This is a genomic window from Pseudonocardia sp. UM4_GMWB1 (assembly GCF_017312155.1).
Classification (GTDB): domain Bacteria; phylum Actinomycetota; class Actinomycetes; order Mycobacteriales; family Pseudonocardiaceae; genus Pseudonocardia; species Pseudonocardia alni.
In genome coordinates this window covers 2,250,280-2,271,525 of sequence record NZ_QJPN01000001.1, presented here as the reverse complement: position 1 = coordinate 2,271,525, position 21,246 = coordinate 2,250,280, and the positions used below count along the sequence as shown (strand labels likewise).

Below are 21,246 nucleotides of genomic sequence, written 5' to 3'. Positions count from 1 at the left end.
CCTATTTGGCAGTTCGTGCCACGCTTGTCGAGCACGTGATCATGCAACGTCGAGGGAGCCACGAGCGTGACGACGACCGGGACCACCGACCCCACCGCGGCCGACCTGGACCGGCTGCGGGAGCGCTACCACGCCGAGCGCGACCGCAGGCTGCGCCCCGACGGCACCGCCCAGTACCGGGCGTCGACCGGGGAGTTCGGCTTCTACGCCGACGACCCGTGGTCCGAGCCCGCCGACCGCGACCCGGTCCGCGACGAGGTGGACGTGCTGGTCGTCGGCGGCGGCTTCGGCGGGCTGGTCGCCGCGGCCCGGCTGCGGCAGGCCGGCCACGAGCGGATCCGGATCGTCGACGTGGCCGGGGACCTCGGCGGGACCTGGTACTGGAACCGCTACCCCGGCATCGCCTGCGACATCGAGAGTTCGATCTACCTGCCGCTGCTGGAGGAGCTGGGCGGGATGCCCAGCCGTCGCTACCCGCCGGGCGAGGAGATCCGGGCGCACGCCCGCGCCATCGGCGAGCGCTTCGATCTCTACCGCGACGCCCTGTTCCACACCGAGGTCACCACCCTGGTCTGGAACGACGACGCGCGGGCCTGGCAGGCCGGCACCGACCGCGGCGACGCGGTCACCGCCCGGTTCGTCGTGATCTCCTCCGGGCCGTTCAACCGGCCCAAGCTGCCCGGCATCCCCGGCATCGCCGACTTCGCCGGGCACACCTTCCACACCAGCCGGTGGGACTACGGCTGGACCGGCGGCGACGGGCGGGGCGGCCCGCTCGACCGGATCGGCGACCGCACGATTGCCGTGATCGGCACCGGGGCGACGGCGATCCAGTGCGTCCCGCACCTTGCCGGGGCCGCGCGGCACCTCTACGTCGTGCAGCGGACGCCGTCGTCGGTCGACACCCGCGACGACGCCCCCTACGACGAGGCCTGGTGGCGAGCACTGACCCCGGGCTGGCAGCGCCGCCGCCGCGAGGACTTCCTGCACCTGATGGACATGCGACCGGCACCGCACGGCTCGTCCGGCCCCGACGGCGTCGCGGACAGGTGGACCGACACCGCCCCGATCCGGGGCGCGCAGCGGCTGGCCCGGACCCGGGGCACCGAGGATCCGGCCGAGGCGCTGGAGATCGCCGACGCCGAGAAGATGGACGAGATCCGGGCCCGGGTCGACGAGATCGTCGCCGACCCGGCGACGGCCGCGGCGCTCAAGCCCTGGTACCGCCAGATGTGCAAGCGGCCCACCTTCAGCGACACCTACCTGCAGACCTTCAACCGGCCGAACGTGACCCTGCTCGACACGGCCGGGCAGGGCGTCGAGCGGATCACCCGCGACGGCCTGGTGGTCGACGGCGTCGAGTACCCGGTGGACGCGATCGTGTTCGCCACCGGGTTCGAGCTCGGCGCGGACCCCGCCACCCGGGCCGGGGCCGACATCCGCGGCCGCGACGGCGTCACCCTCGCCGAGCACTGGGCGGACGGGCTGTCCACCCTGCACGGCTGGGTCAGCCGCGGCTTCCCCAACCTGTTCCACGTGGGCGCCGGGCAGAACTCGGCGTCGGTGAACTTCGCGCACGTGCTCGACGAGCAGGCCGGGCACATCGCGGCGGTCTGCGCCGAGGCCGCGCGGCGCGGGGTGCGGGTCGTGGAGCCGACAGCTGCGGCGGAGGCGGCCTGGGTCGCGACGATCCGCGAGCGGGCCCGTGACCAGCACGCCTTCCTCGCCGGGTGCACGCCCGGCTACTACAACTTCGAGGGCCGCCCGCGGACGCGCAGCGAGCAGTTCGGCGGCGGCCCCGTCGAGTTCCACGAGATCCTGCGCGACTGGCGCGCCGGTGGGATGGACGACGTGCTCTCCGGCGGGGACGCGTGACCGTGCGCCCGGTCGCGGGGCCGGACCGGGGCCCCGTGCGGACCGCACCCGGGCTGCGCGCCGAGCCGCTCTGCCCGCCGAACCCGCTGTGGGCGTCCAACGGGATCGTGGCCGGTCCGGACGGCCGGCTGTGGATCGCGCAGTTCCTCGGCGGGACCGTGTCCGCGTTCGACCCGGCGACCGGCGGGCTCGAGACGGTGCTCGGGCCGGACGGGCCGCTCACCGCACCTGACGACCTCGTGTTCGGCGCCGACGGCGAGCTGTTCGTGGTCGACCTGCCCGCCGGGCTGGTGTGGCGCCGGGCGTCCGACGGGGCGACGGCCGTCGTCGCCGACGGGATCACCGCCCCGGACGGGATCGCCTGGCACCGCGGGCGGCTGTTCGTCAACGAGCTGTGCCCGGACGGCCGGCTGCTGGAGATCGACCCGGCCGGCGGGCCGCCGCGGGTGCTCGCGACCGGGCTCGCGCTCGGCAACGCGATGGAGGTCGGCCCGGACGGGCTCCTGTACTACCCGCACCTGCTCTCCGGCGAGGTGTGGCGGGTCGACACCGACGGCGGCACCCCCGAACGGCTGCTCACCGGGCTGGACCGGCCGGTGGCCGTGCGCTTCGACCCCGCGGGACGGCTGCGCATCCTGTCCAACGGCGACCGCGGCGCCCTGTGGACCGCCGACGGCGGGCGGGTCACCACCACCCTCGACACCGGCGTCGGCGGTGCGGACAACGTCGTGTTCACCGCCGACGGCGCGGCCTGGGTGACCGGCGCCTTCCACGGCGGGCTGGTCCGGGCCGGCGTCGACGGCACGGTGACCACGGCGCTGCCGGCGGGCCTGTGCGGCCCCTGGGGCGTGGCCGCCGACGGTGCGGGCGCGCTCGTCGCCGACCACTTCTCCCTGGCCCGGGTGGCCGACGGAGCCGTCACCGTGCTCGGCGACGTCGTCACCGAGGTCCGCGGCGGGGTCCGCGGACTCGCCCGGCACCGCGGTGACACGGTCGTGACCACCGGGACCGGGGTGTGGCGCGGGCATCCCGGCTCCTGGACCCCGCTGGCCGACGGGCTGGCCGGGGCGACCGGCGTCGCCTCCTGCCGGGACGGGCTGCTGGTCGCCGAGACCGGCGCCGGGCGGGTCCTGCACCTCGCCGACGACGGCACCGCCACCGTGCTCGTCACGGGTCTCGACGGGCCGGTGGACGTGGCCGTCGACGGCACCGGGGCCGCCTACGCCACGCTGACCGGCGGCGGGCAGGTCGTGCGGCTCACCCGCGACGGCGACGCCACCGTGCTCGCCGCGGGTCTGCACCGGCCGGAGGGGGTCGCCGTGGCCGGGGACGTGCTGTGGTGCGCGGAGGCCGCCGCGGGACGGCTGCTGCGCATCGACCCGGCCGGCCGGACGGTCACCGTCGCGGCGTCGGGGCTGCCCTTCGACGTGCGGCCGCCGCACGTTCCCGCGGACCGCCGCAGCGGCGCGGCCGCCCGGCCCGCCCCGTTCGCCGGGGTCGCCGCGGCCGACGACGGCTCCGTGCTCGTCGCGGTCAACGGCGCGGGCTACGTGCTGCGGGTCGGTCCCTGACCGGCCGCCCGCTCGCCGTCGACGCCGTGGGTCGCGGCGTCGACGGCCGCCGAGAGGCGCTCGCGCAGCTGCGTGGCCGGCGGGCGGCGCCCGCCGGCGGTGGCGGCGGCGATGTCCTCGGTCGCGACCCGCAGCGCCCCGTTGAGCGCCGCGGCCTGCACCCGCACGGCGACGTCGCCCGCGGCGCGGCCGAACCGGCCGGCGAGGATCCCGGCGAGCACCGGTTCCGCCCGCTCCTGCACGACGAGCCAGATCGCGCGCAGCGCGGGCTCGTCGCGGCTCATCCGGATCACCGCGAGCACGAGGTCGAAGTCGTCCGGGCCCGCGTCGGGGTGCTCGGCGTAGTCCCCGGCGAGATGCTCGGTCAGCCCGACGCCCGCGGGCCAGCGGGTCAGGCTCGCGGTGAACGCGTCGGTGGCCAGGCTCAGCACCGGCTCGACGCAGCTCTCCTTCGTGCGGAACCAGCGCCAGAACGTGCGCGCCGACAGCCCGACCGCCTCGGCGATCTGCTCCCCGCCGGTCGCGGCGACGCCGTGCTCGCGGAACAGCCGGATCGCGGCCCGGGAGATCTCCAGGCGCTGCAGGGTGCGGCGACGGTCGCTCATCGGCCGCCGTCCGCGCCGGACCGCCGTCCCCTCCGTCACACCGCACCCCCGAGTGCTCGCCGGGCGGTCAGCCTAGACGGCGGGCGTTGGCCCGCACCCGGGTGCGGATCGGCTCCAGCGCCCGCCCGAGGGTCTCCGGCCCCGGCTTCGAGGTGACCAGGACGACCGCGGCCCGGGAGAACCCGTCGACCTTCTCGGCCCACATCCGGTGGAACTCGCGGACCTCACGCGCCGGGGGCGGGAAGCCCGAGGTGAGCATCCGGGCGGTGCGACGCGCGATGACCAGCGGCGCGAACACCGCGATCTCGGCGAGCGAGAGGACGGCACGAGTGGTGGCGGGCACGGGACGGACGGTAGCCCCTGCCCCCGACACCCACGGGCCGCGCGCCGGTCACCGAGGGCTCGCCGCCGGTCACCGCCGCTTCGGGTGGCGACACCCCCTCCCACGTTAACGATGGGGCGCGGACCCCACGACACGTAACCGAACGCGACCCCGGGGAGGGCTCACACGCATGGCCGTCGAGACGTTCTGGGACGGGCTGGAACGGCGCATCGCCGCCGGCGAACCGCCACACGGGGAGCACCCGGGCGTCGCGCCGGACGGGGTGACGCCCGAGGCGCTGCGCCGCGTCCTGGACCTCGAGGCGCACCACCTGCGCCGCTCCGGCACCGCGCCGGTCGCCCAACACCTGCTCGCCGGGGCCGTCCTGGCCGGGGAGGCCGCGCTGGCCGGGGCAGCCCGGGCCCGGCTCACCGCCCAGGGCGTCCCCGCGCTGACCACCCGCTGGCGCACCCGGCCACCGTCGGCGGCGCTGAGCCGGGTCCTGGAGGGTCACGGCGACGCGGTCGTCGCGCTGCTCGCCGGACCGGACGGCCTGCTGCTGTCGCTCGACGCCTCCGGTGAGAGCGGTGCCTGGGACGCCGGGACCGGACACGCGGTCCCGGACCCGCTCGCCGGGCCCGGCGGTCCGCGGCCCCCGGCCTCCGCGGTCCACGCCCGGACGGTCGCCCTGTCCCCCGACGGCGGCCTGGTCGCCCTCGCCGGTGACGACCCCGTGGTGCGGGTGCTGGCCACCGACGGCCCGGCCCGCGGCGCCGAGGTGACGACCCTGGCCGGGCGGCCCGGCCCGGTGACCGCGCTCGCGGTGACCGGGACCGCCCCGACCCGGGTGGTCGCGGGCGGCGCCGACGGCGCGGTGCGGGTGTGGGACGTGACCAGCGGCGCGGCCGTCTCGGTCGCCCGCGGCCACGCCGGCCCGGTGACCGCGCTGACCGCGACCGGCCAGGGCACCGTCGTGTCCGGCGGGGTGGACGGCACGCTGCGGTCCTGGGACCCGGCGACCGGGGCCCCGCTGGGACTGCTGGAGGGCGGGCCCGCCGTGGTCGCCGTGGTGGTGCCGGCGGCGGGGCAGCTGCTCGCGGCCACCGCCGACGGTGCGCTGCACGTGTTCGCGCTGGTCGACGGGGTGCCGCAGGACGCGGTGCGGCTCGACGTCCCCGGCGACGGGGTCGCAGTCACCGCGGCCGCGTGCGCCGGTGAGGGCCGGGTCGTCGTCGGGCGGGTGGACGGGACCGTGCAGCTCGTCCCGACCACCGGCCCCGGCCCGGTCGCCGAGCTCGCCGGGCACGGCGCCGCGGTGCGGGCGGTCACCGCCGACGCCGCGGGCACCGTCGTCGCGACCGGGGACGACCACGGCCGCGTCCTGGTCTGGGACCCGGCACGGGCCCGGCCGGGTGCCGGCGGGCACACCGGGGTCTCCCCCGCGGTCGGTGCGGTCGCCGCGAGCACCGGCCTGGTCGTCTCGGCCGGTCGCCGCTCCGACGGGCTGCTCGCGCACGACCCGGCCACCGGCGCGCGTCGCTGGGGCGTCCCGGCCGGTGCGGGCCCGCTGTGGTTCGACCCGTCCGGGACGAGGCTGTTCGCCGTCACCGGGACCGCGGCCGTCGAGGAGCGCTACGCGACGACCGGGGTGCGGGCCGGTGCGGTGTCGCTGCCCGGTCGTGTGCTGGCCGGGCGGGGCGCGCTGGTGGTGACCGGTGAGACGGACGGCACGGTCGCCGTGCGCGACGCGCGCAGCGGGCGGGCCTTCCGCACCACCCGGCTGCCGTCGGCACCGCGGGTGGCCGCGCCGACCCCCGGCGGGGCGACGGTGCTGCTCGCCGCGGACGGCCTGCTGGCCTGCTGGCGGCCCGCCGCGGCGGAGGTGGTCACGGTGGCGCTGCCGGCCGGGCTGGTCACCGCCGTCGCCGTCGACGACGACGGCTGCCACGGCGTGGTCTGCGACGCCGACGGCCGGGTGCACGTCTGGCGGGCCGGGTCGGCCGCGGTGACGACGGTGCGCGCCGACGCGGCGCACCTGACCGCGGCCGCCGGTGCGGGCCGGTGCCGCGCGGTGACCGCGGGCTCGGACGGCACGGCGGTGCTGTGGGACCTGACCTCGGCGACGGCGCTCGGCCGGGTGCCGCTGGACGCGCCGCTGACCGCGGTCGCGGTGGGGGGCGGGACGGTGGTCGTCGGCGACGGGTGCGGCGAGGTGCACTGCCTCGACCTGCTCGCCGGGGCCGCCGCGGCCGTCCCGGACGGTGTCATCCCCGAGCAGGGCGGCGCGGCGGTGGTCCCGGCGCCACGCACCGGGACCACGGACCGCGAGGCGGCCGCTCAGCTCAGCGAGTAGCCCTCGAACTTCTCCCGCAGGGTCTTCTTGGAGAACTTGCCGACGCTCGTCTTGGGCACCTCGTCGATGAACTCGACGGCATCGGGGAGCCACCACTTGGCGACCCGGTCGGTCAGGAAGGCGAGGAGCTCGTCGGCGGTGAGGGTCTCGCCGTCCTTCACCACGACGCAGGCCATCGGGCGCTCCACCCAGCGCTCGTGCGGGATCGCGATGACCGCGGCCTCGGCGACCTTCGGGTGCGCCATGACCTCGTTCTCCAGCTCCACCGAGCTGATCCACTCACCACCGGACTTGACCAGGTCCTTGGTGCGGTCGACGAGCTTGACGTAGCCCGAGCCGTCGACGACGGCGACGTCGCCGGTGCGCAGCCAGCCGTCGGAGGTGAACTGCGTGCCGCCGCCCTCGCCGCGGTAGTACTCCGAGGCGATCCACGGGCCCGCCACCTGTACCTCACCGCTGGTGGTGCCGTCCCAGGGCTGCTCGGCACCGGTCTCGGGGTCGGCGATGCGCAGGTCGACGAGCGGGACCGGGGGGCCCTGCAGGGCGCGCACGGTGGCCTTGTCGTCGTCGGACAGGTCGTCGTGCTGGGAGCGCAGCACGCCCAGGGTCGCCACCGGCGAGGTCTCGGTCATCCCCCATCCCTGCAGGACCGGCAGGCCGATCGCGGTGCGGAAGCCCTCCGACATCGACTTCGGCACCGCCGAGCCGCCGCAGAGCAGGATCCGCAGCGACGAGCAGTCGTACTCGCCGAGCTTGGGCAGCAGGCCCATCCAGATCGTCGGGACGCCCGCGGCGACGGTGACCCGGTGGTCCTGGATCAGCGTCAGGACCGCGTCCGGGGTCATGCCGGGCCCGGGCAGCACCAGCGAGGTGCCGGCGAGCAGGCAGCCGTAGGGCAGGCCCCAGGCGTTGGCGTGGAACATCGGGACGACCGGCAGGACCACGTCGCGCTCGCAGAGCCCGACGCCGTCGGCGAACAGGGTCGCGAGCGAGTGCAGCAGCGTCGAGCGGTGCGAGTAGACGACGCCCTTGGGGTTGCCGGTGGTGCCGGAGGTGTAGCACATGGCGGCGGCGGTGTTCTCGTCGGAGACGACGAACCGGCCCGCGAACGGCTCGGCCGCGGCCAGGAGCTCCTCGTAGAGCCGGATGCGCGGGTCGTCGGGGATCTCGGTCGGCGCGCCGTCGTCGATGACGACGACGTGGCGCACCGTGGTCATCCGGTCCACGTGCGGCCAGAACAGGCCGAGCAGGGAGCGCTCGACGAACACGACCTCGTCCTCGGCGTGGTCGGCCACGTAGACGAGCTGGTCGGGGAACAACCGCAGGTTGAGCGTGTGCAGGACCCGGCCGGTGCACGGCACCGCCAGGTACAGCTCCAGGTGCCGGTCGGTGTTCCAGCAGAACGTCCCGACCCGGCCGTCGGCGGAGACGCCGAGGGTGTCGAGCACGGAGGCCAGCCGGCGGGTGCGTACGGCCCACTCGGCGACCGTGGTGGTGCGGACCGTCCCCGCCGGGGTGGCGGTGACGATCTCCTTGTGTCCGAAGTACTGCTCGGCACGGTGGAAGACGTGCGGCAGCGTCAGGGGACGGTCCTGCATCAGACCGAGCATCGTTGCTCCTGGGGGCTTCCGGGGTGGGGTCGACGCGACCCTACCGTAACTCCGGATATGGATTGGACTATCCGGTCACTGCATCCGGGGGTCGCGAACGCGGCGTCCGGAGTAATCGGACACCCGCTGTCAGCAGGCGTGACGCACTGTCCTGACGTTCTTCCCGACGTCCGCGAACCGTCAGGTTCCGGACACGAGCACGCAGGGTCAAGCAACCGGCCCGGCATCGCGGGGTCCGCCCCGGGAACCGTTTCCGCGGACATCATCTGCCGGACGCGCCGGGCCAGGTCTCCGGTGCCGCTCGCCGCGGCACCCGCCGAACCGTCGCGTTCCGGCGCGGCGGAGGTCGAGATGTTCTCCGGGTCCTCGGACGCGCAGATCCTGCGCGCCTGCTGCGACGATCCCGCGTTCCGTGTCACGCGCTCCCCGTACCTGGTCGTCGACCGGGAGCTCACGGTCGTGGGGGCGAACGCGGCCTTCTGTGCGGCGACCCTGCACGCGCCCGGCGAGCCGGTCGGCAGGCCACTGACGGCCGCGCTGCCGGACAACCCGCACCGGCCCGGCGCCGACGGCGTCGCGAGGCTGACGGCGTCGCTGTCGCGGGTGCTGTGCCTCGGGCTGCGCGACCACCTGCCGGTGCAGCGTCACGACGTGCCCGCGGCGACGGGCACGCCCGGCTTCGTCGAACGGGTGTGGGTCACGGTGAACTCCCCGCTGGTCGCCCCGGACGGGCGGGTCATCGGGGTGTTGCACCACATCGAGGACGTCACCGGGTTGATCAGCCCCGGCGCCGAGGGCAGCGACCTCGCCGCCGCGGCGCTGGCCCGCGCCCTGGACACCGAGAACAGTCACCTGCGGGCCCGCTTCGCCCGGCACGTCAGCATCGAGCAGGCGAAGGGGGCCCTCATGGCCCAGCGCGGCTGCTCCGCCGACGAGGCGTTCACCCTGCTGCGCCGGCTCCCGCACGAGACGAACCGGAAGCTGCACGTGGTCGCCGAGGCGCTGCTGGCGGACACGGTCGGGCAGCGGCACTGAGCCGTCATCACCCGTTCGCCCGCAGACCGTGCCGGAGCGCGATCACTGGGGCACGATGGGTGGTCACGAGTCGATCGACGGAGGCGACATGGTGGACCCGCACGCGGCCGTCCCGGGCCGGACCGCAGGCACGCTGACCGGCCGGTACCTGCTGGTGCTCAGCGACGAGCTGCTGGCCGACCACGACACGGCACGCTCGGCGGTGGCGGAGCTGACCGGCCTGTCCGAGGTGACCAGCAGCCGCGACGACACCCCGGGGGTCCACCCGACGCTGTTCGCCCGGCTCGGCGTCGCCGTCGCCGAGCTGGACCCGGCCCGGCTGCGCACCGTGCGGGCCGACCGCCGGGTGCTGTCGGTGGAGCCCGAACGCGTGCTGCGCGCCCTGTCCCGGCCCGGGCTGAGCGCCGACTACCTGCGCGGGTTCGCCGACGCGGCGGGCTTCCTGGCCGAGCGCGCCGCCGCCTCGGAGACCGCCGACGCGCCCGTCGCGGCCCGGTTCGCCGACAACGACCAGGTCACCTGGGGACTGCAGGCCACCGGCGCGGACGTCGCCGCCGAGACCGGCGCCGGGATCACCGTCGCCGTCCTCGACACCGGCCTCGACCTCGGCCACCCCGACTTCGCCGGGCGGCGGATCGAGTCGCGCTCGTTCGTCGACGGCCAGGAGGTCGCCGACGTGCAGGGGCACGGCACGCACTGCATCGGCACCTCGTGCGGGCCGCTCGCCCCCGGTTCGGGACGCCGCTACGGCATCGCCCACGAGGCGAGGATCCTGGTCGGCAAGGTGCTCGGTGACGACGGCTCCGGCACCGACGCCGGCATCCTCGAGGGCATCGAGTGGGCGATCTCCTCCGGCGCGCAGGTCGTCTCGATGTCGCTGGGCGCGGACCTCGACGAGGTCTCCGCCGCCTACGAGAACGCCGGGCGGCGCGCGCTCGACGCGGGCACCCTGATCGTCGCTGCGGCCGGCAACAACGCCGAGCGCTCGACCGGGAACGTCGGCTTCGTCGGCGTCCCGGCGAACAGCCCGTCGATCATGGCGGTCGCCGCGGTGGACGCCGCGCTGGCCATCGCCGACTTCTCCGCGGCGAGCTCCGCGGTCGAGGGCGGGCAGATCGACATCGCCGGTCCCGGCGTGGACGTCTACTCGTCGTGGCCGATGCCCCAGCGCACCAACACGATCTCGGGCACCTCGATGGCCACCCCGCACGTCTCCGGGATCGCGGCGCTGTGGTCGCAGCGCACCGGCGCCCGCGGGCGCGACCTGTGGACCCAGCTCACGCAGGCCGCCCAGCGGCTGCCGCTGCCCTCGGGCGACGTCGGCGCGGGCCTCGTCCGGGCCCCGGGCCGATGAGCACGACCGGGAGGCTGCTGGTGTCGGTGGCCGACGGGCACGTCGCCGACGACGTCGCGCGGGCCTGCGCGGCCGCCGGGCTGCAGGTGGAGAAGGTGCTCACGGGGGTCGGGGTGGTCGTCGGGACGTGCGACGACCCGGACGCCCTGCGGGTGGTCACCGGGGTCGCCGCGGTCGAGCCGGACCGCGAGGTCCACCTCGACCGCGATCAGCCGGGACCCGCGTAATCGGTCGACGCGCAGCCCGTATGTCCGATACGGTGATGCCAGTCGATCGCGCCCGGTGACACGCCGGCCGCGACGAACTGCCCGGACCGTCCCCGGGAGGCGCCCACCCGGCGCCCCGGCCACGGCCGGTGCCACCGACCCCGTACCGGCACCGCGCGATCCCGCGCGGCGCGGCACCCCGCCGCGTACCGGACACCACCTCGACCGAAACGACCATTCCTGTGCAGGCCTCCGTCCACCCACCCGTCACCGACCCCACCGTCCGGGGCGCCGTCGACCGGCTCACCGCCGAGTTCGCCGGCCGTTTCTCCCCCGACCTCGTCGACCACGTCGTGCGCGGCTCCCGCCGCGACCTCGACGTCGTCTCCGCCGCAGCGCTCCCCGAGATGGTCGAGCGCCTGGCCCGTCAGCGGCTGATCGAACACCTCTGATCCGTCCGACCGCATCGCCGGGCAGGATGGTCGCCATGTCGCGTCCGCTGTCCGGTCTGCACGTCGTCGAGTGCGCGAGTTTCGTCGCCGGTCCCACCGGTGGCATGACGCTCGCGCAGCTCGGGGCCTCGGTCATCCGCATCGACCCGCTCGGGGGCGGCCCCGATCACGGTCGCTGGCCCGCCGCCGGGCACGGTACCGGCGACTCCTACTACTGGGCCTCGCTGAACAAGGGCAAGCGCTCGATCAGCATCGACCTGCGCTCCGACGAGGGCCGCGAGCTCGTCCTGGGCCTGGCGACGGCGCCGGGCCCGGACCGCGGTGTCCTCGTCGACAACGTCGTGGGCCGCCGCTGGATGGCCAACGACGCGCTCGTCGCGCGTCGACCGGACCTGGTGCACGTGCGCGTGCAGGGCTACCCGGACGGCCGGCCCGCCGTCGACTACACCGTCAACGCCGAGGTCGGGATCCCGCAGATCACCGGTAGCGAGGAGGGCGCGGCCCCGGTCAACCACGTACTGCCCGCGTGGGACCTGGTCACCGGCATGTCGGTCGCGACTGCCGTGCTCGCCGGGGTGTACCAGCGCTCCCGTACCGGCGCCGGGGTGTACTCCGAGATCGCGCTGTCCGACGTGGCGCTGGCCGGCGTCGCCAACCTGGGCTGGCTCTCCGAGGCCGACGAGCGCGGGCACGAGCGGCCCCGGCACGGCAACCACGTCTACGGCAGCTTCGGCGTCGACTTCGCCTGCTCCGACGGGAACCGGGTGATGGTCGTCGCGCTGACCCCGGCGCAGTGGAACGCGCTGGTGTCGGTCACCGGGACCGGTGACGTGTTCGCCGCACTGGAGCCCGCCCTCGACGCCGATCTGACCTCGGAGACCGAGCGCTACCGGCTGCGCGAGACGATCGCGGCGGTGCTGCGGCCGTGGTTCGCCGCGCGCGACTCGGCGACCGTGGAGTCCGAGCTGAACCGGGCCCGCGTGCTGTGGGGCCGCTACCAGGGGATGACCCACGTCGTCGCCGAGCACCGCGCCGGAGGGCACCCGCTGCTCGCCGATCTGGCGCTGCCCGGTGGCGCCACCGGTATCACCGCGCGCTCGCCGATCCGGTGGGACGCCGACCACGGTGACCCCGGTGCCGCCCCCGAGCTGGGCCGGGAGACCGACGAGGTACTCGCCGACGTCCTCGGTCTCGACGAGCGCACCATCGGCGGGCTGCACGACCGCGGCGTCGTCGGGTAGAGAATCCCCGTGACCGACGCACAGCTGACCGAGGCGCGGTGGACCCACGTCGCGCTGCCCACCGGCGACCTCGACGCCGCCATCGACTTCTACACGACGATGACACCCCTCACCGTCGTCGAACGCTTCTCCGACGACGCCGGGCGGAGCGCCTGGCTGTCCAACGCCGGTCAGGTGGAGACACCGATGGTGCTGGTCCTGGTGTCGTTCGACGCCGAGCAGGGTGGCGAGCTGGGGCTGCTGCGCCCCTTCGCCCACCTGGGGATCGAGGTGCCGACCCGCGACGACGTCGACGCCGCCGCCGACCGCGCCCGGGACGCGGGGTGCCTGCACTGGGAGCCGCGGCAGATGCCGGGGCCGGTGGGGTACATCTGCGCGCTGACCGATCCGGACGGGAACGTCGTGGAGTTCTCGTACGGGCAGAAGGTGTTCACCTCGGTGCGGGAGAAGTGGGGCTGAGGTCCCTGTCGGGCGCCGCGGTCCCGGGTCGCGTCGACCGGGTAGCAGCCGATGGCACGCCACCCGATGACCGGTCCTCGGTGACGACGCCCCCGGGGACCGTCCGCGATCCGTCCTCGCCACCTCCTGCCGGTGGCAGCCACGCCGTCACGACGGGCACATGGTGCGGCCGTCCCTCTCGAGCCACCTCGCGATGCAGCCGGTCGCCATCCCATTGTCCCCTTCGGCGCGCAGCCACCACACCACGAGGCACCGTCGCGAACGGTCCGCATCGCCGCAGGCCACGAATTCGCGATCGCGAACGGAAACTAGACATCGAACACCTGTTCGAGTATCTTCGATGGTGTGACCGCGACCCAGGAACCACCCGTCCACGCCACCGGCGTGCCGGGCGGCGGGTTCACGTCGGGTGACCTGGCCCTGCTCCGCCTCCTGGTCGACCAGGTCGTCGGCGACGACACCACCGTGCTCTCCGAGGCCGACCTGATCGACCAGATCCGGCAGATCGAGTCCCTGCAGTCGTCCCTCGCCGCGCTCCAGGCGACGCGCATCCGGGCGTTCGCCCAGGCACACGTCGAGAACAGGCTCACCGACGACCGCGCCGACGCCGACGGGCTCCATCGCAGTGTGGTCGCGCAGGTCCAGCTCGCCTGCCGCGTCTCCACGGCCGAGGCCCGCACCCGGGTGGCGAACGCCCGGGACCTGTACGCCGGGTTCGGGCGTGTCCGGGACCTGCACATCGCCGGTGAGCTCAGCGCCGCGAAGGTCTCCGCGATCGCAGTCGAATGCCGTGACCTCGATGCGCGCCGGCGCAGGCAGGTCGATGCCCGCCTCGCCGTGCACGACCTGACCCGGTACGGCATCGGACGGCTCCGCGCCATGACCCGCCGGCTCGTCGCCGAGATCGCCCAGGAGCGCTTCCGCGCCCGCGTCCACGCCGCCAAGGCCGAACGCCGGGTCACCCTGCGACCCGCGCCGGACGCGATGAGCTACCTCACCGCCTACGTCCCGGTCGAGCAGGGCGCCGCCTGCCTGGCCGCGCTGCAGAAGGCGTTCGTCGAGATCCAGGTCCACCCGCAGCCGCTGACCCGCACCCGCGGGCAGGTCCTGGCCGACACCCTCGTCGAGCGGGTCACCGGCCAGGCCACCGCGACCGCCGTCAACCTGGAAGTCCAGGGCACCGTCCCGGTCCAGGCCCTGCTCGACCCCACCTCCCCGCTCCCCGCCGAGATCCCCGGCCTCGGCCCCGTCCCCGCCGACCTGCTCGCCACCAGCGAGGGCAGGAAGTCCCTGCGACGCCTGCTCACCGACCAGGGCATCGTGATCGGCGGCGACTCCCGCAGACGCACCTTCACCGGGCTGCTCGCCACCCTCGTCAGAGCCCGGGCGCAGAACCGGTGCACCGAGCCCTACTGCGACGCACCCGTCCGCCACCTCGACCACATCCATCGGGATACCGACGGTGGGAGAACGGAGCTGGGGAACGGGCGTGGGGTGTGCGAGTTCCACAACCACGTCCGCGAACAACCCGGCTGGCGGATCTTCCGCGCTCCGGACGGCATCGTGGTCACCGTGACACCGACCGGACACAGGTACTGCGGTCCGGAACCACCGCTGCCGACCGCACCACCACCGCGCGCACCGACCTGACTCGACGCCGACCACCGGCCCGTCGCAGCACCGACGTGCACGCCGGGCTGCGGCGGGCCGGGCTGCGTCGGGCCGGGCTGCATCGGGCCGGGCTCGGCCGGGAACTGCCCGGGCGTGCTACAGCCCCTCGCCCGGGCAGTTCCGCGGCGGAACGCCGCGCGCACCCCACCGATCCGGTGGGGTGCGCGCGGTGGTGACGAGCGTGTCAGGAGGTCGGGGCGGACAGGTCGTAGACGGTCTGACCACCGACGGTCGTCGCCGTGTAGTGCTCGGCGACCCAGGTCGCGATCCGGCTGCTCGTCGAGTCGCTCTGCCCACCGGGGCCGCCGGGCCCACCGCCCTGGCCGCCCGCTACGTAGTAGGCGATCCGGCCCTGCTCCACGTCGGACCGGAACTCGGCGAGGGTGACGGCGGAGTCGCTGCCGCTCCACCCGCCGGTCGACATGACCGCGGTGCCGCTGGACAGCTCCAGGGAGGCGGCGGTCTGGGAGGTGGCGACCGCGGCCGACCAGGTCGTCCCCGGCAAGGACCGCGTCGCGGCGAGCAGTGAGGTCAGCTCCGCCGAGGTCGCGCTACCGGAACCCGGACCACCGGAACCCCCACCGTCCGGCACGGTGCCCGAGATTCCGTCGACACCACCGGACCCACCCACTTCGTCGGCCGCGCCCGGCCCACCGTCGTTGCCCGGGGCGGCGGTGTCCGAGGCCGGGGGCGCATCCGGACCGCCCGCGCCGGGGCCGCGACCGAGGCCGCCGGACGAACCGGACGAACCGGACGACGTGCCGAACGAGCTCGACACCGTCCCGACCGAGGGAATGCTGCCGGTGTGCCCGGTCGACGCCGTCGCCACCGCGTACACCCCGGTCCCGAGCATCCCCGCCACCAGCACCGCGACCAGACCGGACCGCACCACCGCTCGCCCCCGGCCGGGCCCGAGCATCAGCCCCGCCGCGACCACCGTGACCGCCCCGACCGGCCGGGACAGCCAGGAGAAGGACTCCGGGCTCACCACCAGCAGCGCGACCGCCCAGCCACCGGTGACGAGCACCGTCGTCGCGGCGACGATCCGCGCCCACCGGGCACCCCGATCCCGCCACAGCGCCGCCCCGCCGACGGCCACCACTCCGTCGAGCCCCGGGGCCAGCGCCACCGTGTAGTACGGGTGCATCGTGCCGCTCATCATCGAGAACACGGCCGCCGTGACGAGCGTCCAGCCACCCCACAGCAGCAGCGCCGCGCGGGTCCGGTCGGTCCGCGGCGCCCGCCTGGTGACCCACAGCCCGGCGACGAGGAGGATCAGCGCGGCCGGCAGCAGCCAGGAGATCTCGTAGGCGAGCTCACCGGTGAACAGCCGCAACGGACCGGCCGAGCCACCGAAGCCGGTGTTGCCACCACCGCTTCCCCCGCCGGGACCGCCACCGTTGCCGGTGCCGCCGAGCAGCCGGCCGAGGCCGTTGTAGCCCAGCGCGAGCTCGAGCAGCGAGTTCGTCGTCGACCCGCCGATGTAGGGGCGGTCGGACGCGGGCCACAGCTCCACCAGCGCGATGAACCACCCCGCAGAGACGACCATCGCCGCCACCGCGGCGCCCATCTGCACGATCCGGGTCCGCAGCCGCGGCGAGCCGGCGACCAGGTACACCAGCCCGAGCGCCGGGACGACCAGCAGCGCCTGCCCCATCTTCGTGAGGAACGCGAACCCGACCGCCGACCCGGCCGCGACCAGCCACCAGGTGGACGCCCGCACCGAGGCGGCGTCGACGGCGCGCGAGCCGGCCGAGGCCGCGACGACCAGCAGCAGCGTCAGCAGCGCGTCCGGGTTGTCGAACCGGAACATCAGCACCGCCGCCGGGGTCAGCGCCAGCACCGCACCCGCGAGCAGCCCCGCGGCGGGCCCGGCCCACCGCCGCACCGTCGCGTGCAGCAGGGCCACCGCGCCCACACCCATCAGCGCCTGCGGCACGAGCAGGCTCCACGAGGAGAACCCGAACAGCCGCGCCGACGCCGTCATCACCCACAGCGCCGCGGGCGGCTTGTCGACGGTGATCGCGTTCCCGGAATCCAGCGACCCGAACAGCCATGCCTTCCACGACTGCGTCCCGGCCTGCACCGCGGCGGCGTAGAAGTCGTTGGCATAGCCCGAGGCCGACAGGTCCCACAGGTACAGCAACGCCGTCCCGGCGAGCAGGACGAGCAGCCCCGGCCGCGCCCAGCCCGGGTCACCGGCCGGGCCACGCAGCAGGCGGGCCACCCGCCCCGGCGGGACGGCGGGCGGGGCGGCGGTCTGCGCCGGGACGGGCGGCGCGCCGGCGCGGTCCCGTCCCGGCCGGACCGGGGTCGCAGTGCTCACGGATGATCTCCTCAGGGGTCGTGGCGGTAGGACCCCACCGTCGACGCCGGCACTGTCGCGATGCTGTCCGGTCGCTGTGCGCGGTCTGTGAGCGATGAGTTCCGGGCGCGACGCCGGTCACGCCTCACATGACCGAGCCGATCACCGCCGCCCTGCCACCCGTCGTCGACACCGCCACCTGGGAGCGCGAGCTCGCCGCGCTGCGCGTCCGGGAGAAGGCCGCCACCCGCGAGCTGGACGCCATCGCCGCCGCCCGTCGCCGGCTGCCGATGGTCGAGATGCCCGACTACGTCCTGCGCGGCGAGAACGGCCCCGTCCGCCTCGCCGAGATCTTCGACGGCCACCCGCAGCTGATCGTCTACAGCCACATGTGGCACGACGGCGCCGTCTGGCAGTGCGGCGGGTGCACGGGGTTCACCTCGCAGTTCACCCGGCTCGCCGGCCTGGAGAAGTTCGACGCCCGCTTCGTGGTCGTCACCCAGGGCCCGATCGACGAGGCGCTGGCCTACCGGCGTCGCGTCGGCAACACCATGGCCTGGTACTCGACGGCCGACAGCAGCTTCGGCACCGACGTCGGCGCCCCGCCCGGGGGCGGCTTCGCGGTCAACGTGTTCCTGCGCGACGGCGACCGCGTCTTCCGCACCTGGCACACCGACGGCCGCGGCACCGAGCAGCTGTCCTACCTGTTCCCGCTGGTCGACGTGCTGCCCTACGGCCGCCAGGAGGTCTGGCAGGACTCGCCGGAGGGCTGGCCGCAGGGCCCCACCTACAGCCGGTGGGCCGGGCCGCAGGAGATCGCCGCCGCCTACGGCGAGGGCTGAGCCCGCGCCCGTACCCCGGCCAGGACGGTGTCGACGACCGCCGCCGCGTAACCCCGGGCGTCGTCGCGGGCGGCGAGGTGCGCGGGGGTGGTCGCGACGTGGTTGCGCACCGCCCCCGCGACCAGGTCCGCGACCAGCGCCACCGACGTCCCGGCGGGCAGTTCACCGCGCTCGATGCCGCGGCGCACCATCGTGCGCGCCCCGCGGACGTGCTCGGGGTAGGCGTCGTCGGCGAGCGCGCCCGCGATCTCCGGGACCCGGTGGGAGTCGACGAGCAGCCGTTCGACCAGCCGGCCGTCGTCGCTCGTGGCGAACGCCGTCCACAGCTCGGCGAAGGTCACCAGGTCCTCGCGCAGCGAGCCGGTGTCGATGTCGGCGACGAAGCGGGCCCGGTCGCGCACCGCCGCCACCAGCAGCGCCGCCCGGGTCGGCCAGCGCAGGTACAGCGACCCCTTCCCGATCGACGACCGGCGGGCTACCTCCTCGAGCGACAGCCCGGACCAGCCTCGCTCGCCGTAGACCTCGCGGGCGGCGGCGAGGGCGCGACGGTCGACGTCCGGGTCGCGCGGACGTCCGCTGCGGCGCGACGGCGGGGGCACGGCGGCGATCCTGCCAGACGGTGCTGTGACCACCGACCCACTTCTGGACGGTGTCCGTCCGTAATACGCTCACCGGTGTGATCAGGACAGCGCTGACCGATCTGCTGGGCGTCGAGCACCCGATCGTCGGGTTCAACCGGTCCCCCGCGGTGGTGACCGAGGTGAGCCGCGCCGGCGGGTTCGGGGTACTCGCCGCGGTCTCCTACACCGCCGAGGAGCTCGATGCGCAGCTGACCTGGATCGAGGAGCAGCTCGACGGGCGGCCCTACGGGGTCGACCTGCTCGTCCCGGAGAAGACCGCCGACACCGGGGCCGACCGGGAGGACCTCGTCGCCGCGTTGCGTGCGCAGCTCCCGGCCGAGCACCTCGCCTTCGTCGACGACCTGCTCGACCGCTACGGCATCCCGCGGGTGCCGGTCGACCCCGGGCGCGACGCGATCGCGGCGGGGATGAGCCGGCGCGGCGCCGAGGCCCAGCTCGACGCGGTGTTCGCCCACCGGCCCGCGCTCGTCGCGAACGCGCTCGGCACCGCGCCGCCGCACCTCGTGGAGCGCGCGCACGACGCCGGGATGGCCGTCGCCGCGCTGGTCGGGACCCGCCGGCACGCCGAGCGGCAGCTCGCGGCCGGGGTCGACGTGCTCGTCGCGCAGGGCACCGAGGCCGGTGGGCACACCGGCACGATCGCGACGACGGTGCTCACCCCGGAGATCGTCGATGTCGCCGGGGACCGTCCGGTGCTGGCCGCGGGCGGCATCGCCTCGGGCGACCAGATGGCCGCCGCGCTCGCGCTCGGCGCGGCCGGGGTGTGGTGCGGCTCGGTGTGGCTGTGCAGTGTCGAGGACGTGGCGCCGGAGTCGGTGAAGCGCAAGTTCCTCGCCGCGGGCAGCGGCGACACCGTCCGCTCCCCCGCCCGGACCGGCAAGCCCGCCCGGCAGCTGCGCAGCGCCTACCACGACGCGTGGTCCGCACCCGGCGCGCCGGCGCCGCTGCCGATGCCGCTGCAGCCGCTGCTGACCCTGCAGGCCTGGTCGAGCATCGACGCCGCAGCCGACGCCGGGAACCCCGGCGCCCAGGAGCTGCAGTCGTTCTTCGTCGGGCAGGTCGTCGGCGCGTTCACCGAGCTGCGCGGCGCGGGCGAGATCACCCGGGAGATGGCGCGCGACTGCGAGCACCGCATCGCCGCGCTCGCGGGGCTGGTCCGATGAGCCTCGACCCGCGGACACCCGTCGTCGTCGGGGTCGGGGAGGCCTCCGAGCGGATCGGCGAGCCCGGTTACGCCGCGCTGTCACCGGTCGGGCTCGGTGCCGCCGCGGCGGCCGCGGCGCTCGCCGACACCGGTGCGGACCCGGCCGCGGTGGCGGCGGCGCTGACCGTCGTCGCGGGGGTGCGGCAGTTCGAGATGTCGGTGCCCGGGGCGGTCGCGCCGCTGGGCCGGGCGGACAACTACCCGCGCGCGGTCGCCCGCCGCGTCGGCGCCGACCCGCGGCGGGCGGTGCTCGACGTCGTCGGCGGGCAGTCCCCGCAACGGCTCGTCAGCGAGTTCGCCGGCGCGATCGCCCGCGGGGAGGCCGGGGCGGTGCTGCTCGTCGGGGCCGAGGCGATGTCGACCGTGCGGGACCTGATGTCGCGCCCCGAGGCCGAGCGACCCGACCACGGCGAGCACGTCGGCGGCACGCTGGAGGACCGCGGGTACGGCTCGGAGCTGCGCAGCCCGGCCGCCGAGGCGCACGGTGTGCTCTCCCCCGCCGCCTACTACGCGCTGTGCGAGAACGCCCGCCGCGCCCGGCTCGGCCTCGCACGGGACGCCTACGCCCACGGGATGGGCGAGCTGTTCGCGCCGTTCACCCGGGTCGCCGCCGGGCACCCGCACGCCGCCGCACCGCGGGTCCGAGAGCCCGACGAGCTCGTCACGACCGACGACCGCAACCGGATGATCACCGACCCCTACCCGCGGTTCCTCGTCTCGCGCGACCAGGTCAACCAGGGCGCCGCGGTCGTCCTCACCTCGGTCGGCACCGCACACGACCTGGGGATCGACCCGCAGCGGTGGGTGTTCCTGCACGGCCACGCCGACCTCACCGAGCACGCCGTGCTCGACCGCCCCGACCTGGGCGCCTACCCGGCCGCCGAGGCCGCCGTCCGGCACGCCCTGGACCGCGCCGGGACCGGCGTGGACGACCTCGCCGCGATCGACCTGTACTCCTGCTTCCCGATCGCGGTGTCCTCGGTCGCCGACCCCCTCGGGCTGGCCGCCGACGACCCGCGCGGGCTCACCGTCACCGGTGGGCTGCCGTTCTTCGGCGGGCCGGGGAACGACTACTCGATGCACGCGGTCGCCGAGGTCGTGCGACGCCTGCGGGCCGACCCGGGTACGTACGGCCTGGTCGGCGCGAACGGCGGGTTCCTGTCCAAGTACTCCGCCGGGGTCTACTCCACCCGCCCCGCCCCCTGGCGCGACGACGACAGCGCCGCGCTCCAGGCCCGGCTCGACGCCGTTCCCACCGTCCCGACGACGACCGCCGCCGACGGCGCGGCGACCGTCGAGACCTGGACGGTGCGCCACGACCGCGACGGCAGCCGGCACGCGGTCGTCGTCGGCCGGCTCGACGACGGCGGTGCGCGGTTCATCGGGTGCGGTCGCGACGACGAGCTGCCGGAGCTGCTCGCCGGCGACCCGGCCGGGGCGGCGGTACGGGTCCGGCCAGACGGGAAGCTGACGATCGTCACGCCGCGCTGACGGGTGTCC

Annotated in this window: 18 protein-coding genes; 13 read left to right on the top strand and 5 right to left on the bottom strand. The window is 75.5% G+C overall.

The features are described from left to right. Positions 1 to 66: 66 nt before the first annotated feature. Both DMP15_RS11080 and DMP15_RS11075 read left to right on the top strand, forming a co-directional pair. Positions 67 to 1,875, top strand: coding sequence for a flavin-containing monooxygenase (locus tag DMP15_RS11080; protein ID WP_337825829.1), 1,809 nt, complete (start codon positions 67 to 69; stop codon positions 1,873 to 1,875). Positions 1,876 to 1,910: 35 nt separating this feature from the next. Next, on the top strand, positions 1,911 to 3,446 hold the full coding sequence (locus DMP15_RS11075; RefSeq protein ID WP_337825828.1) for a Vgb family protein: 1,536 nt from the start codon (positions 1,911 to 1,913) through the stop codon (positions 3,444 to 3,446). Here the strand turns inward: DMP15_RS11075 and DMP15_RS11070 are convergent. Both DMP15_RS11070 and DMP15_RS11065 read right to left on the bottom strand, forming a co-directional pair. Further along, positions 3,422 to 4,051 (bottom strand): TetR/AcrR family transcriptional regulator, encoded by a 630-nt coding sequence (locus tag DMP15_RS11070; RefSeq protein ID WP_073577234.1) that lies wholly within the window; start codon positions 4,049 to 4,051, stop codon positions 3,422 to 3,424. The genes DMP15_RS11075 and DMP15_RS11070 overlap by 25 nt on opposite strands. Before the next feature lie 67 nt (positions 4,052 to 4,118). Further along, the gene (locus DMP15_RS11065; RefSeq protein WP_062396425.1) at positions 4,119 to 4,394 is read right to left on the bottom strand and encodes a hypothetical protein; all 276 of its coding nucleotides are present in this window, start codon (positions 4,392 to 4,394) and stop codon (positions 4,119 to 4,121) included. 169 nt (positions 4,395 to 4,563) lie between these two features. Here DMP15_RS11065 and DMP15_RS11060 point away from each other — a divergent pair, with 169 nt between their 5' ends. Further along, positions 4,564 to 6,726, top strand: coding sequence for a WD40 repeat domain-containing protein (locus DMP15_RS11060; protein ID WP_337825827.1), 2,163 nt, complete (start codon positions 4,564 to 4,566; stop codon positions 6,724 to 6,726). On the opposite strand, the gene DMP15_RS11055 is transcribed toward DMP15_RS11060, so the two are convergent. Next, the gene (locus DMP15_RS11055) at positions 6,711 to 8,336 is read right to left on the bottom strand and encodes a long-chain fatty acid--CoA ligase (RefSeq protein ID WP_337825826.1); all 1,626 of its coding nucleotides are present in this window, start codon (positions 8,334 to 8,336) and stop codon (positions 6,711 to 6,713) included. The genes DMP15_RS11060 and DMP15_RS11055 overlap by 16 nt on opposite strands. A gap of 294 nt (positions 8,337 to 8,630) precedes the next feature. Between DMP15_RS11055 and DMP15_RS11050 the strand changes: the two genes are divergently transcribed. From DMP15_RS11050 to DMP15_RS11020, 7 genes are all read left to right on the top strand, one after another. Next, positions 8,631 to 9,371 (top strand): ANTAR domain-containing protein, encoded by a 741-nt coding sequence (locus DMP15_RS11050; RefSeq protein WP_337825825.1) that lies wholly within the window; start codon positions 8,631 to 8,633, stop codon positions 9,369 to 9,371. An 88-nt stretch (positions 9,372 to 9,459) separates the two neighbouring features. After that, positions 9,460 to 10,725 carry a S8 family serine peptidase gene (locus tag DMP15_RS11045; RefSeq protein ID WP_337825824.1) on the top strand — a complete coding sequence of 422 codons (1,266 nt, stop codon included), beginning with the start codon at positions 9,460 to 9,462 and terminating at the stop codon, positions 10,723 to 10,725. Continuing rightward, on the top strand, positions 10,722 to 10,952 hold the full coding sequence (locus DMP15_RS11040) for a hypothetical protein (RefSeq protein ID WP_337825823.1): 231 nt from the start codon (positions 10,722 to 10,724) through the stop codon (positions 10,950 to 10,952). The genes DMP15_RS11045 and DMP15_RS11040 overlap by 4 nt, the downstream gene beginning before the upstream one ends. A gap of 221 nt (positions 10,953 to 11,173) precedes the next feature. Beyond that, positions 11,174 to 11,383 (top strand): hypothetical protein, encoded by a 210-nt coding sequence (locus DMP15_RS11035; RefSeq protein ID WP_062396439.1) that lies wholly within the window; start codon positions 11,174 to 11,176, stop codon positions 11,381 to 11,383. Between the two features lie 35 nt (positions 11,384 to 11,418). Beyond that, positions 11,419 to 12,624: a CoA transferase gene (locus DMP15_RS11030; protein WP_073577239.1), complete on the top strand. Its 1,206-nt coding sequence runs from the start codon at positions 11,419 to 11,421 to the stop codon at positions 12,622 to 12,624. A 9-nt stretch (positions 12,625 to 12,633) separates the two neighbouring features. After that, positions 12,634 to 13,083, top strand: a complete 450-nt coding sequence (locus DMP15_RS11025) for a VOC family protein (protein ID WP_060711293.1) — start codon at positions 12,634 to 12,636, stop codon at positions 13,081 to 13,083. A 345-nt stretch (positions 13,084 to 13,428) separates the two neighbouring features. Continuing rightward, positions 13,429 to 14,733, top strand: a complete 1,305-nt coding sequence (locus tag DMP15_RS11020) for an HNH endonuclease (RefSeq protein ID WP_337825822.1) — start codon at positions 13,429 to 13,431, stop codon at positions 14,731 to 14,733. Positions 14,734 to 14,938: 205 nt separating this feature from the next. Here DMP15_RS11020 and DMP15_RS11015 read toward each other — a convergent pair whose 3' ends face one another. Further along, positions 14,939 to 17,080 (bottom strand): glycosyltransferase family 39 protein, encoded by a 2,142-nt coding sequence (locus DMP15_RS11015; RefSeq protein WP_337825821.1) that lies wholly within the window; start codon positions 17,078 to 17,080, stop codon positions 14,939 to 14,941. Between the two features lie 128 nt (positions 17,081 to 17,208). Between DMP15_RS11015 and DMP15_RS11010 the strand changes: the two genes are divergently transcribed. Next, on the top strand, positions 17,209 to 17,901 hold the full coding sequence (locus DMP15_RS11010) for a DUF899 family protein (RefSeq protein WP_100878256.1): 693 nt from the start codon (positions 17,209 to 17,211) through the stop codon (positions 17,899 to 17,901). Here the strand turns inward: DMP15_RS11010 and DMP15_RS11005 are convergent. After that, positions 17,886 to 18,500 (bottom strand): TetR/AcrR family transcriptional regulator, encoded by a 615-nt coding sequence (locus DMP15_RS11005; protein ID WP_179762259.1) that lies wholly within the window; start codon positions 18,498 to 18,500, stop codon positions 17,886 to 17,888. The two genes, DMP15_RS11010 and DMP15_RS11005, sit on opposite strands and share 16 nt — an antisense overlap. Positions 18,501 to 18,577: 77 nt before the next feature. Here DMP15_RS11005 and DMP15_RS11000 point away from each other — a divergent pair, with 77 nt between their 5' ends. Both DMP15_RS11000 and DMP15_RS10995 read left to right on the top strand, forming a co-directional pair. Further along, positions 18,578 to 19,705, top strand: coding sequence for an NAD(P)H-dependent flavin oxidoreductase (locus DMP15_RS11000; RefSeq protein ID WP_253068022.1), 1,128 nt, complete (start codon positions 18,578 to 18,580; stop codon positions 19,703 to 19,705). Then, the gene (locus DMP15_RS10995; RefSeq protein WP_337825820.1) at positions 19,702 to 21,237 is read left to right on the top strand and encodes an acetyl-CoA acetyltransferase; all 1,536 of its coding nucleotides are present in this window, start codon (positions 19,702 to 19,704) and stop codon (positions 21,235 to 21,237) included. The genes DMP15_RS11000 and DMP15_RS10995 overlap by 4 nt, the downstream gene beginning before the upstream one ends. Positions 21,238 to 21,246: the final 9 nt, after the last annotated feature.